We start from the raw sequence: 14,239 nt of genomic DNA on the forward strand, positions 1-14,239 counted from the left end.
ATATTATTAAGTTCTAATATAGTTATTTCCCCTTTGCTTTTTGAAGCACTCGTTTTGCATTTCTTTTAAACTTACCTGGTAAAAGCGCAGACAAAATAAGCTTATACATTTTTTCTTTTTTTACACAAGAATCAACTAATTTGTCAAAAGATTCCGTTTTATATTTTGAAATAAAATATTCACGTTTAGGATTCATCTTTGCTGGGGAAAGCAGTTGGCTATTACGCTTATACAATGCATCCACACTGGTTTCAAACTGTTCACACTTTTCTAATTTATTAAACAGTTGCCGCCCCTTTGATGTGTTAACAAGTACACACGACACACCAGAATAATCAACGTATTCAGGATTTAATTCCTGAATTCTCCAATAATCTCCAACAGTAATATCGCCATACCTATCTTTATTCGCGAACTTACAATCATAGCAACTATCCTTATAAAATAACCCTGCTGTAAAACCATGTAAATATGGATTTCTTTTACCACTCTCTACAATAGTCTTACCATTAGAAAATTCTATGCAGATATTCTTCGAATGTATCTCACCGTATAAATCCTTAACCTTATGCCTTAAATCGACCTTTATGACCTGACTGCCCCTTTTTTTATTTAATTCCTCAATATATTTTCTAAAAATATCCTCTCCTGGTACACCATGGCATACCAGATCAACCAAAAATAGATTATCGTATTCTTTTTTTAGAAAGTTCCTAAGCGCAGCTACTTGGCAAGGCGTACCTGTAAATAGAACGTGGCCTCCTTCACTAAGTCTTCTCCTTACCTCTTTGTATATTCCCTCGCAATTACTCTGAACATATTTAGATTTTTTTAACGACTCTCTCTCATCAAATGGAACAATTCTGTGATAGACTCTCAAATCGTCTCCCCATACTGCTCCAGCAACCATCAAATCGTCATACTGACTATGAAGAGCCGTAGCTATTGCTTCAAAAGCTCCTCCTGATGCACTTCTTTCTCGCAACTCAGGTGATTCAACCATCAAAGCATAAGCTTTCTTTTCATAATTGGGCTCTATCAAATCCGGTTTCTTACCGATAGGACAAACCTTCCTACATGCACCACAAGAAATGCATTTCTGTGTATCAATCTGAGGGTATCTCCCCCCATCTCTACCATAATAAAACCCTATAGCACCTGCCATACAAACATCACTACACGCGGCACATCCAGAGCACGATGAAGTATCCTTGTTATCAAGAAATGTCTCAATCATATTTCCGATTCCTTATTTTTGACAACTAATTATTTGCCCATCTGTGCTGCAATATCAGCATCTACAATTTCTTCACCAGTCTTATCCTTAAGCTGCTCCATAGAAGCTGCTGAAAGACCGTTGTTTACTGTTGCGCACATATCGCATGTACTGCACTTATCAAGATCTTCCTTTGTAACCTTTCCATCGCGTAAGTCACGAACAATCTTGTTCTCGTACATGCTATATTTCTTCTTTGTCCAGAACTTAAGCTTGTGACGAATTACCCACCAAAGCGGTACCCAAATGTATTTGTGCATTGCAGGAGAAACTGAACCAATCATCCAGCAGTCTCTATCACAGCATCTAACCTTTGAACGTACTGCCTCTGCTTCTGGAGAATTCCAGAGCTCATCCCATGACTGATTGTTAAGGTTACCCATAACCTCTTTATCCTTTGTTCCGTTACATGGCATAACGTCACCATATGGATCAATGAAAAAAGTATCAAATGACATGTCACATGGAAGAAGTCTCTTCTGTCCATAGATATAATTGATAAGACCATGGTTGAAGTATGCTCTAAACCACTTCTTTGGGCTCTTGCTAGCAAGAAGCTCGTTTACAAGGTTCTCAAAGTTCTGAGCAACCATTGGACGGTCCTTGATAATGTTCTTTGCTTCTACAAAATAGAAGCTGTTGTGAAGTGATGCTGTAGCAAACTCCATGCCCATTTCATTTGAAAGTTGGTAAAGAGGCACAAGGTCAGGAGCATTTTTGTCCTGTACTGTCATACCAAATCCAACATCTGTCATACCCATTTCACGAAGTTTCTTAAGAGTCTGGTATCCTCTCTGGAAACCATTCTCAAGTCCTCTGATTTCATTATTTGTCTGCTCAAGTCCTTCAATTGAAATACGAATACCAATCTGTGGGAACTCTTTGCAAAGATCTACAATACGATCTGTAAAGAAACCATTTGTAGAAATAACGATACGATCCGACTTCTTATATAATTCACGAACAATATCCTTGATATCTGTTCTAATGAAAGGTTCACCACCTGTAATATTTGTGAAATACATCTTTGGAAGCTTCTTGATTGTCTCAATTGAGATTTCTTCCTCAGGCTTTGATGGCGCCTTATATCTGTTGCACATAGAGCAGCGTGCGTTACATCTGTAAGTTACAATTACGGTTCCGTTGAGTTTCTTCTCAGCCATTATTCTCTCCTTTTTTGGTACTATAATTTATCTAAACCTTAGCGTTTGTTAAAAGTTGCAGTTTACCCATAATGAGGCACCTTGCAGAATTATACACTTTCATTGCATGTGTTGACAATCACTGATTAACACAAACTTAGTGAGTATTTTCTTATCATATTATGTAACAATTCACAATTATGACACAAAAAAGATATATAAAAAACTCCCCTAAACAAGAAAAGGATTCAGTGACTATCTTGGCCCTGAACCCTTTATATTTTATTTCCTAAGCTGTTTATCCACTTATGTTTTCATCGAAAATGGCAGACACTAATTAAACCAGAATCATTCTGGCAAAAACAATTAATAAATATATATGCTTTTATGTAGCACTCAGATTATGAATTAATGTTTTAACCTCTAGTGGTAATTTTAGTTCTTCCAACCACCCATGGAAACCACCTATTGATACATTCTTACACATTAATCTCACCTATAATATATATTTACTCCTATGAAATTATACATTTAATTTATTCATGACTATTACAGAGGCTACAATTCTGGTTGCAATGTTCAACCACTGGTATTTCTGCATGAGGAATATATATTTTTTTATCCATATTTAATATTTAACAATCCTTTTCTACAAGTTAGCGTATCAGATTAAATCACATTCAGTCCGTTTGTGTAAAAAACGAAACTCTGTTTTAAGAATTCTTCTATCTCTACCACAAAAAAGGAGCCTTACATCAAAAAACCTTATCTGCTATTCAAAAAGGAGCAACTCATTATGAGTGCCCCCTCTCCATTCTATACTTGCATATATTTTTTCCCATTCCAATTAAATTTTTATCTATCAGATGAATAAAATATGCACATGTAATTGAAATAACAAAACTACATACTATAAACGCTCCTGAATTATCCCATGAATAATATTTATCTAAAATATTAATAACGTATCCATGAACCAAATATAATTCAAAGGAAATCCCACCTAAAAACATACTTATCTTATTGCCAAAATAAATCCTTGTATTTGCAATCAATATAAACATAGTAATTGCAATGCCCAATAGTATTTTCAGCAAATAATCACCTGCAAATGGAATCCATTTATACTGTAGATACAAACCACCAAGCGTTAATGATAAAACCAGACAAGCAAGCATTTTATAAATCCAGTTTTTAGAGAATGCATTAAAAAAACAAGTTTTGATTGTTGCTAAAGCTATGCCCCATATGAACCCGTAACACTCAGTAGGCCATATGGTGCTTGTCATAATTCCAGCTTTTGATAGATTATATGTAACCAAACTTCCTATCATTACTAATATACTTGCAAATATTTTCCATTTTTTTTCTTCTTTAAACAGCTTATTGGCAATCCAAAATGCAAGGAAGCAGCCAATCAACCATCGCACCCAATTGTCAATATACAATAGGGATAGAGGACTATTATACTCTCCAAACATTAACAATCTGATTACATAAAAAAACACATCAACAACTATTGAAACAATGATTAATTTAGGTAATCGCTTTCGCCAAAAAGAAACTATCATTTCAGGATGACTATCACGTGATAAAGTCAGACCATACGCTGATGTCATAAAAAAGAAGGTAATTGCTATGTAACCAAAACTAGAAATCATATCCTGAATTCTGTTTTGGTAGCTAACAGGAATGTGGGCAAATATAACTACAAGGCACCAGAACCCCCTCATTGCTTGAGTATTATTTTTATCAAAAAAACTACTGTTTACTTCACTAACCTTAATCCCATATAGAATATCCACCAGTAAAAATATAAGCGCTAGTATCATCACCATTTTCTTAACATTAATCCCTTCATTAATAATTTACACAAGATAAGAATGTGGCATACTGTAAATTCAGAAAAGGCTTGGAGTCAAGACTCCAAGCCTTATATAACTTCATCAATTCTCTCATTATTTACATTGCTTTATCAACATGTAAAATTATACATCCTAAAAACCACCGGTGACAATTACCTATTTATCACAAACTTGATTCATATTTCAGTTATATTATGTAACATTTTGTAGAATTTAGGATTGTTCCCCTCTTTATATTTTCTTCTTACACTCTCATTTATGGTTGAAATTTAATTCCAAAATGCCCATCAAAGTCTATGCTTGCTTCAATTTCACTCACAATATTCACTGTAATTGTTCCATCAATATCAATTACGATTTTTGTTGGATAGCATGGTTTTGGCTGATTTGGGTTTGTTGGCTCACCTGGATTATCCGGCTGACCTGGGTTTATTGGCTCACCTGGATTATCTGGCTGGTCCGGATTTGTTGGCTCTCCTGGATTGTCTGGCTGGTCCGGATTTATTGGTTCGTCTGGGTTATCCGGCTGGTCTGGGTTTGTTGGCTCACCTGGGCTATCCGGCTGGTCTGGGTTTGTTGGCTCGCCTGGGTTATCCGGCTGGTCTGGATTTGTTGACTCGCCTGGGCTATCCGGCTGGTCTGGGTTTGTTGGCTCACCTGGGTTGTCTGGCTGGTCTGGATTTGTTGGCTCACTTGGGTTGTCTGGCTGGTCCGGATTTGTTGGCTCACCCGGATTGTCTGGCTGGTCCGGATTTGTTGGCTCTCCTGGATTGTCTGGCTGACTTGGGTCAATATTTCTTGCCTCAAGAATTTCCTCTATTTCTTCTTTTGCATTATTAGCAGCTGCCACATTAGATTCAGCAGTTTTGCATGCTTTCTGTGATGCCGATAAAATATTTCGAGAATTAATCACTTCCTGATTAATATAATCCTCGGTTTCCTTTGAGATGTGCTCATGGAAATAGTTTTCATCGGCTGCTAAAATCCTTGCTTCTATTTCTTTATAGCGAATATCATGTTGTTCTATCCCATGTTCATCATAAAATTCAGCAGCTTTATTTACTTCATCTCTAAAATATTTCAACAGTTGTTTATATGCTTGGCATGTTGCAGATGACTCATATTCTAATCTAGCAGCTTTTTCTTCTGGATAATACTTTTCTAGAATTGCACCTCGCTCCTCCCAGTCACCATATCCATAACCATAACCTATAGATCTAATAACACTACTTAAACGTGCAGATTCCATATCATAATAAGAAGGATTATATCCCCATCTTCTGTTTTCATACTCATAGTAATCGCTTTCATCCATTACTGAAGCAAGTTCTCTACTATCATAATTAGCAAACATCCCCTCATTCCAATATTGGGTTTTGCTTATCAAGTATTCCTCCATATCCATAACTTCCGCTTGACTTACTGATAATAGGCCATACCCATCACGGGCACTGATATAATAAGGCTCATCATACACATATTCCATATCCGTCATGGTTGATGACTTAAAGTCATTCATAATTCTCTGTATATTTTCGATTTTACTCTTTCTATTTTTGTCATTATCAACTAACTCTGATGACAAGGTTTTATTATATTCAGCCAATTCCAATGTAGATTTTGCTATTGCTGCTGCCTCATTCACTTGTTCATCCGTAGCTTCATCTTGTTTGACCTCATAAAGCTTGCCAATTAACGCTGCAAAATTTGCTCTATATACCTCATCCCTGTTATCATATTCCATATGTGCATTTTCCGACTTTTCCTTTAAAAGTGCATAGTCAGACAATTCACTTTCAAATTTGGCAGCATCTAACTCTGAATAATACTCATGCTTATAGTTTTCGCCTTGACTAAAATAATCGTCCCACCATTTTGCATAATCCTTTTGATCTTTCTTTATATTTGCAATCATAGCATATACGCCATCATCGATGAGAGCCTTCTGATAAGCCTCCTGAATAGCCTTGTCATCAGCCACTTTTGGCGAATCATCACTCTTCAATTCCTTTGAGGCTCCTCTTGTAGATTCGCTATTGCTATTTGAAACTGCCGAAGCCAACAAATATTTCTCCTTCATTGGTCTTTGTTCAGCGATTCCATAAGTAACATAGTGCTTATAATATGAAGCATAGTCATCACCAAAGGCCTTAGCCAAATCTGGATTTGCTTCCTTGTAATCCGTTACATCAAAATTGGCATTTATTTCCCTTCCTTCATAAATACCAAATGACATAAAATGATTGAACAGCGCATTTTCATCTGTTCCGTATACCTTTACAACATCAGGATACTGTGATGCATACCACTCACCATCAAATAATGAGCGTAGTTCCTCCTCGCACCCTAAATTAATTGGCTTTTCTGCAGCGTAAACAGGCGTTCCTACAAGCAGAGAAAAGCACACTGCTGTTGTCGCCAATAGCAGCCCACTTTTACGTGTTTTCATATATTATCCTCCTCTAAATATGTATTTATTCTGAATATGCCACTTTAGTTTGCAATTGTCCATAGTTCTTACATTTATTTTTCAATACACACTTTGTAATTATACGCAAAAGGATGTAGGCATTAAACCTACATCCTCTATACTCATAACCTTTCAAGGCACAAAATATCTACAACATTTCTAATCGCTAAATCAGTCACTATAGCTTCGATAAATACTTTTCATACTCATCCTCTGGTATCCCTAACGATTCCATCGCCTGTTCTGCAGTCACTTTAAAGCTACGCATGATGCTTTTAACAGATGCCAGGTGTTCTTGTTCTCTTCCCTCGCTTCATGTTTTATGATTGCTTCTTCTTCCCATCTCTGCATATATCTCACCCCAACTGTCTCGCTGGCTTTTGTCTGCGATCCCCTGTTTATAATTCGTTCTAGATTATCATTTTTAATCTCTGCATCTCTACTTTGATTATATTCAATATTCTGTCATTAGCTCTACCAATCTTGCACCTCTAAAAAAATTTTTCTTTTATTCTTCTATTTCTCAGAGGTTATATGCTTAATTAGTGCGAATTATTTTACCTTTCAGAGCTGTATAATTATCTACTATTTAACTGTCCCAACAACACATGTTTTTTTGCAAAAACAAATGGCATAGGAAACTACTCCCAGGTAACCATCATCAAGAATGCCCTCTTCATAGCGTTTATCAATTATCTGTGAAAGTGCCTCTTGTAATCCTGAACTAATTTCTGAAAATTTCTTTCTATTTTTTATTTCAAATATATACGCTGGGTCTTCTGGATTATTAGGATAAATTACAATGTCAGGTCGTCCATCCCCTTCCTCTCGATTTGATTTCACAGTATAATTGGGCATTCCATATAATAATGACAATAGTAATCCATGATAAAAACCTTCATCACTATCATAATAGCTGATACTTTTAGCTAGAAGCCCCCTAACAAAACCTTCAATAGAAGAGACATCCTGATTTTTTACAGCATTATACAAACTGTTGTAATCAAGCTGTTTTATACTTTTCTCAAACCACTGTCGAATTTGGTTTTTGAAAACATATGCTATTTCCCTATTTGGAATTTTCATAGTAAAGTATATTGTCTCATCTTGAATTCTTGCAGAAACCTTTTTCATATAGCCTGTGAAGTACAAAAAGTTCCACAAATTATCATCATTTTCTCTAATATCACCATATGTAATATCTTCATGAATCACCTTTTCAAGTGTTCCCCCTGATATCAATATATCAAGTTCATTTTTTACCGCCTCATCAGCATTTTCGACCATTTCTCTAATGATTGAATTAGAAGATGTGTTGGACCAATATGGCTCCGGAAATCTAGATGGATTAGAAATATGATCATTTACATACTTTATAACACTCCATGGATTATATACTTCACAATCTCCAAATAAATATCCATCGTACCACTCTTTAACAGTATCTATGTCGTCAGTTAAATTATAATCACTGAGCATAATCTCAGTCTCACGTGTCGTGAAGCCAAAAAACTCTCCAAAATTAACGCCATTTATAGTATTAACCTCAAGATTATTGAGGCCAGTAAAAATACTTTCTTTACTAATTCGTAAACAGCCAGTGACAACAGCTAACGCTAAAGCATCATTTGTCTTGAGTGCTGATTCAAACAAGGATCTAATCAATCCCACCATTTCATCATAAAATCCCTGATTATACGCATTTTCAAGTGGCACATCATATTCATCTAACAAAATGACCACGTTTTTATGATGATAATCTCTTAAGAATGTTGAAAGAGTTTTAATTGCTGTTGAATATTTTACATATTCTGATTTGATGGCTTGTTCCCTATCCTCCCTAGAACAGAATGTTTTTTCTTTCTCATCCCAAAGATACATACCCTGTTCAAAGGATTCAAATTCGGCAATTTCTACAGAACCCCGATTCATATATTTTTTTAAATATGAGTGTCTCTTAAACTCACTAATTATTTCTTCACGGATTTTTAGAAATGCTGTGTCAAAATCATCCTGCTTGGCAGACTTAAATGACATGCGAATAACAGGATATTGTCCCATCCTAGAAATAATTTCTGGCCCAGCTTCCATTATTTTCATGTTATGAAAATATCTTTCATTATTTACTTTATCACCCTGACTATCTCTTTCATCCTCAAAAAAGGTCTGTAACATAGAAAGTGCAAGTGTTTTACCAAACCGCCTTGGGCGTGTAAACAAAGTAACCAAGCCGCCTTTTTCAATAAGATCCCTTATAAACATGGTCTTATCGACATAATATATATTCTCATCTATAAAATCTTTATATTTTTCATATCCAATTCCAATTTTTTTCACTACAAAAGCCTCCACTATTAAAAACGCCTTCCACTAGAGTATACCATTTAATATCAATAAAACACAAACCGCCGGTTACTTTTCCAACTCTGAAAGGTAAACTTATTTACATCCTGCCAACTTAAACTGACTACCTCCTCATGTATCTTCTTTAAATACATAAGTGCTTTATCAGAAAACCAGAATACTACCTTGTAATACGAAAAGCTTCCGCCAAAACTCTTTCAATAACTCCCTCAATGTAATATGTTTTAATATGGAAATGTGGTCGAAGTGACCTAGATGCACTTATGCATTTGGGTGAAAAATCCATATACCATATAGCTCTAGTTATGTAAATGCCAATTTTATTATTTACATATCATTTTATAACCATTTGACATTATATTTTCAAATATTTCAACTCTACGCGAATATACAAAAAGGACGCAGGCACACATTAATACCTACATCCCTTATACTCAAACCCCTTCTACACTAGACATTTATAATTCGAGTTGCAGCCCTAATTAGCCTTACGTCGATCAAATGAATAATATAGGAACACATAACAGTTGTAATTATGCTCATCATAATAAATACAGACGAATTATTCCATTCATAATATTTTTCAAAAATATTGAATACATATCCATGAACTAAATATATTTCGAAAGATATCTCCCCTAAAAACATGTTGATTTTATTTCCAAAACTTATTCTGGTATTTGCGATTAATACAAACATTGTAATTGCAATCCCTAACAGAATTTTTAATAAATAATCACCGGCAAATGGCAGCCATTTAAATTTTAAGTACAAGACTCCAAGAACCAAAGATACTAACAGGCTTATTATCCATTTGCGACTCCATCTATCTGAGAAATATTTCAAAAAATATGGTCTAATTGTCCCTAGTATAATTCCCCAAACAAATCCGTAGCATTCTGTCGTCCATGCAGTATGGGTAAATACACCAATTTTTACAAGATAATATACTAAAAGACTCCATAATACTACTATCACACAAGTACTTACTTTCCAATACAATGTTTTTTTAAGCAACTTATTAGATACCCATAAAGCAAACAAACATCCCAGCAACCACTTTACCCAATCATCGACATATATAAGATTTATTGGATTTACATATTCCCTGTATAAAACAGTTCTAACAAGGTAAAAAAATACATCTATAGTCCAAGATACAATTAATAATTTAGGTAATCTCTTACGCCAAAAATTTTTTATAGAATTTGAATTCTTATCAAGTGACATTGTAACTCCATATGCTGATGTCAAAAAAAAGAACGTCACTCCAATAAAACCAAAGCATCCGATCAAATCTTGAATTGTATTTTGATAACTAGCTGGTACATGTACAAACATAACTATTATGCACCAAAATCCTCTCATTGCCTGAGTATTATTTTTATCAAAAAAGCTGATGTTTACTTCACTAACCTTAATCCCATATAGAATATCCACCAGTAAAAATATAAGCGCTAGTATCATCACCATTTTCTTAACATTAATCCCTTCATTAATAATTTACACAAGATAAGAATGTGGCATACTGTAAATTCAGAAAAGGCTTGGAGTCAAGACTCCAAGCCTTATATAACTTCATCAATTCTCTCATTATTTACATTGTTTTATCAACATGTAAAATTATACATCCTAGAAACCACCGGTGACAATTACCTATTTATCACAAACTTGATTCATATTTCAGTTATATTATGTAACATTTTGTAGAATTTAGGATTGTTTCTTTACATCCTCTACTCTTAAACCTATTTAAATTATTCAGCCTAAAGCCACTTATTTTTCATAAAAACGCTATAGCTTTGTCGATAATCATTTTAATTCATCTTTTAATTATTCATGACTCCAACTATACAACTTTTCTTACAAAAGCAGATTCCATATGAAACTACTCCGGTATATCCTTCCTGAAGAATTCCGTTTTCATATTTCTTGGTACGTATCTGATCAAAAGCCGCCTTCAATCCCTCTTCCATCTCATTAAACTTCTTACGTACTTTTAGTTCAAAAATAAAGGCCGCATCCCTCGGACGTTCTGGATATAAAATTATATCCGGCCTCCCATTTCCTTCTTCCCTATTAGACTTTGGCGCATAATTCTTCATTCCATAAAGAAGAGATAACAAGAACCCATGATAAAAACTTTCTTCACTATCAAAATAACTAATACTCTTTGAGAGCAATTCATTGATAAAGTCTTCTATACCTTGGCAGTCCATCTCTGCAATAGCTTTATATAAGGCCGAAAAATCTTTTTCTTTAATCCTTCTATCAAACCAATCTTGTATTTGATGTCTGTATATACTCATCACCTCAGCATTAGGAATCTTCATACTAATGTATACATCCTCATTTTGAAGACGTTCCGATACCTTCTTTAGATATCCTGTAAAGAAAAGGAAATTCCATAGATTAGCGTCACTTTTATCAATATCCCAATATGTAATATCTTCATGTATACGCTTTTCTATAGTTCCACCTGATATCAATGTGTCAAGGTCAGCTTTAACTGTATCATCAGCATTTTCTACCATGTCCTTTATAATAGAATTTGACGAAGTATTAGACCAAAATGGAATCGGAAACTCACGCTTTCCATTAACCTTACTATCCACATAGCAAATAACACTCCAAGGATTATAAACTTCTGAAACGCCAAATAAATATCCATCGTACCACTCTTTTACTTCAGTATACCTATCTTCCAATTGGTATGCCTTAAGCATTTCCTTAACTTCTGACTCATTAAATCCAAATCCCTCGGAAAAATCTGCGTTAAGAATAGAGTTAACCTTTAGATTATTTAGTCCTGTAAATATACTTTCTTTACTAATTCGAAGGCAACCGGAAACAACTGCAAATTCAAGGGAATCATTGGTTTTAAATGCAGACTCAAATAGCGATCTGATATACGCAACCATTTCATCATAAAATCCCTCTTGATATGCATTTTCAAGAGGAACATCATACTCGTCTATTAAAATAATAACATTCTTTCCTTGGTACTCCTTTAAAAAATCTGCAAGAGTTTTTATTGCGGTAGAATATTTTGCGTACTCGATTTTGATGGCAGACTCTCGCTCATCCTTTTCTTTTATAAGAGCCTCCTTTTCAGCCCAATTTGATACACCATATTCATAACTTTCAAATTCAGCTATCCTCTTAGCATCGCCGTTCATCATCTTTTTTAAATAACTATGTCTAGCGAATTCACCTATTATTTCATCACGTAACTTAATAAACGAACTATAAAAATCCGGTTGTTTTGCTGATTTAAGAGATAATTTTATAACAGGATATTGACCCATCTTAGTCAGTATATCTTCGTCTGCATTTGCAATCTGCATCCCTTCAAAGTATCTAGAGTTATCAATAATATTTCCTTCTTTGTCATATACTTGCTCAAAATAAGTGCGAAGCATAGACATTGCCAAAGTCTTACCAAATCTACGAGGTCTAGTAAATAAGGTGACTTTGCCTCCATTATCAATTATATCCCGTACCAGCAATGTTTTATCTACGTAATACAGATCATTATCTATGAACTCTTTGTAATTCTCATACCCTATTCCGATTTTTTTCACTCTAAACCTCGAATTTTAATATATTATTTTACGTCAATTTTACGCTATTCAAACTTAATTAAAAATAAAGCTGTGAAACATGACATGCTCACAGCTTTTATTATAAACTATTTATATACGCCTTGGAAGTTAAGACAAATAGGCTATACTTTAATTTTCAGTATATATACAAAGTATCTTTTCCAAATACTCATCAATTGTATCAAAGCTTAACTCCTTGCAATTATCATGCATTGTCTTTGCCTTGGCATCATCCTGCCAAATAGTATGAATGGCATCACAGAGAGCATCGACATCACCGCTTTCGTAGAGAAGTCCAGTTTCGCCAACCTTAATAAGTTCTGGGATACCACCGATATTTGCTCCAATCACAGGTGTACCATACATCTGAGATTCCATTACAGAAAATGGACAGTTCTCATACCACTCTGATGAATAAACTGACATCTTAGCTTTGCGAATAAGATTTGCTAAATCGTCACCACTTTGGAAACCAACATTTTTGATATTATCAATGCCCTTAAGTAAGTCCTCAAGAGGTCCTTTTCCTGCAAAAACGAAATTAACTTCTGGCATTTTTTTCGCAGCTTCAATAAGAGTTCTGATTCCTTTTTCCTCAGAATATCTACCAAAGTAAAGAACATAGTCTTCTTTTTCAGCCTCCACCCATGGAATGGATTCAATAAAATTGTGAATAGCCACTGTCTTTGGTGCAAAAAGAGGATTGGTATCCAGCTTGCTCTTCATGAACTTGCTGCAGCAAATAAATTTGTCAATGTATTTATATGTACCTTTGAGCTTCCAGAATGAAGCCTCAAGTGTACCAATAAAACTTTTGGCTGTGCTGCCATGAATGCACTTACCTTTTGTACAATTCATAAAGCTTCCTGTGAGACACTTCTCACAGTTCTCACGAGTGTTAGGATTGTTGCACATGTGATTTGGGCAAACAAGCTGATAATCGTGAGCAGTGAACACTATCTTACACTTGTGGCCAGTCTGCTTTCTCCATTTTACGATTTCAAGAATCATAGATGGTGTAAGCTGATAGTTGAAATTATTCAAATGAACAACATCAGGCTGGAAATCATCTAAAACTAATCTGATTTTCTGGCGAGCTTCCTTGGAATATATTGTCTTAAGAGGATATGTCATCTTTTCGAATTTGCTTGCGTCATGGAAATCCATATCAGATGTGTATGCATTCACTCTATTGCCAACACATCTGCCCTCGTGCTCCATTCCAAAATACTGAACCTCATGGCCTTTTGCCATTAGAGCTTCACCTAATTTAAATATATATGTTTCTGATCCACCATTAGGATACAAAAACTTATTTACCATAAGTACTTTCATAATATTCTCCGCTTCCCATAATATTCAACCATAATAATAGTTATCCTGCTGAATTATACAACTTAGCAACCACTGTTGACAATCATTGATTAACACAAACTTCATCTACTATTTAAGTTATAATATGTAATTATTTACGATATTTATAAAATTCAGCAAAATGCATGGCTACAAAAAAGATG

General features: G+C 34.7%; 8 protein-coding genes. All 8 read right to left on the reverse strand.

Annotated elements, in window-relative coordinates; genetic code table 11:
- Positions 1-22: 22 nt before the first annotated feature.
- The 8 genes from BLV53_RS03215 to BLV53_RS03250 all read right to left on the reverse strand — a co-directional run bounded on the left by BLV53_RS03215 (position 23) and on the right by BLV53_RS03250 (position 14,057).
- Positions 23-1,237 (reverse strand): Coenzyme F420 hydrogenase/dehydrogenase, beta subunit C-terminal domain, encoded by a 1,215-nt coding sequence (locus BLV53_RS03215; protein WP_090296997.1) that lies wholly within the window; start codon positions 1,235-1,237, stop codon positions 23-25.
- Positions 1,238-1,266: 29 nt separating this feature from the next.
- Positions 1,267-2,439, reverse strand: a complete 1,173-nt coding sequence (locus BLV53_RS03220; RefSeq protein WP_090297000.1) for a radical SAM protein — start codon at positions 2,437-2,439, stop codon at positions 1,267-1,269.
- A 773-nt stretch (positions 2,440-3,212) separates the two neighbouring features.
- The gene (locus tag BLV53_RS03225; RefSeq protein WP_170830738.1) at positions 3,213-4,250 is read right to left on the reverse strand and encodes an acyltransferase family protein; all 1,038 of its coding nucleotides are present in this window, start codon (positions 4,248-4,250) and stop codon (positions 3,213-3,215) included.
- A 289-nt stretch (positions 4,251-4,539) separates the two neighbouring features.
- On the reverse strand, positions 4,540-6,732 hold the full coding sequence (locus tag BLV53_RS17490) for a hypothetical protein (protein WP_278335374.1): 2,193 nt from the start codon (positions 6,730-6,732) through the stop codon (positions 4,540-4,542).
- Between the two features lie 606 nt (positions 6,733-7,338).
- Positions 7,339-9,090 (reverse strand): AAA family ATPase, encoded by a 1,752-nt coding sequence (locus tag BLV53_RS03235; protein ID WP_139298919.1) that lies wholly within the window; start codon positions 9,088-9,090, stop codon positions 7,339-7,341.
- A gap of 477 nt (positions 9,091-9,567) precedes the next feature.
- Positions 9,568-10,584 (reverse strand): acyltransferase family protein, encoded by a 1,017-nt coding sequence (locus tag BLV53_RS03240; RefSeq protein ID WP_170830739.1) that lies wholly within the window; start codon positions 10,582-10,584, stop codon positions 9,568-9,570.
- Between the two features lie 362 nt (positions 10,585-10,946).
- The gene (locus BLV53_RS03245; RefSeq protein WP_090297011.1) at positions 10,947-12,701 is read right to left on the reverse strand and encodes an AAA family ATPase; all 1,755 of its coding nucleotides are present in this window, start codon (positions 12,699-12,701) and stop codon (positions 10,947-10,949) included.
- Between the two features lie 150 nt (positions 12,702-12,851).
- On the reverse strand, positions 12,852-14,057 hold the full coding sequence (locus BLV53_RS03250; RefSeq protein ID WP_090297013.1) for a glycosyltransferase family 4 protein: 1,206 nt from the start codon (positions 14,055-14,057) through the stop codon (positions 12,852-12,854).
- Positions 14,058-14,239 lie beyond the last annotated feature (182 nt).

The sequence above is a fragment of the Pseudobutyrivibrio sp. ACV-2 genome, from assembly GCF_900107545.1.
GTDB lineage: Bacteria > Bacillota > Clostridia > Lachnospirales > Lachnospiraceae > Pseudobutyrivibrio.

Coding starts and splice junctions, on each gene's coding strand:
- BLV53_RS03215 (WP_090296997.1), bottom strand. CDS start 1,237: ATGATTGAGACATTTCTTGATAACAAGGATACTTCATCGTGCTCTGGA.
- BLV53_RS03220 (WP_090297000.1), bottom strand. CDS start 2,439: ATGGCTGAGAAGAAACTCAACGGAACCGTAATTGTAACTTACAGATGT.
- BLV53_RS03225 (WP_170830738.1), bottom strand. CDS start 4,250: ATGATACTAGCGCTTATATTTTTACTGGTGGATATTCTATATGGGATT.
- BLV53_RS17490 (WP_278335374.1), bottom strand. CDS start 6,732: ATGAAAACACGTAAAAGTGGGCTGCTATTGGCGACAACAGCAGTGTGC.
- BLV53_RS03240 (WP_170830739.1), bottom strand. CDS start 10,584: ATGATACTAGCGCTTATATTTTTACTGGTGGATATTCTATATGGGATT.
- BLV53_RS03250 (WP_090297013.1), bottom strand. CDS start 14,057: ATGAAAGTACTTATGGTAAATAAGTTTTTGTATCCTAATGGTGGATCA.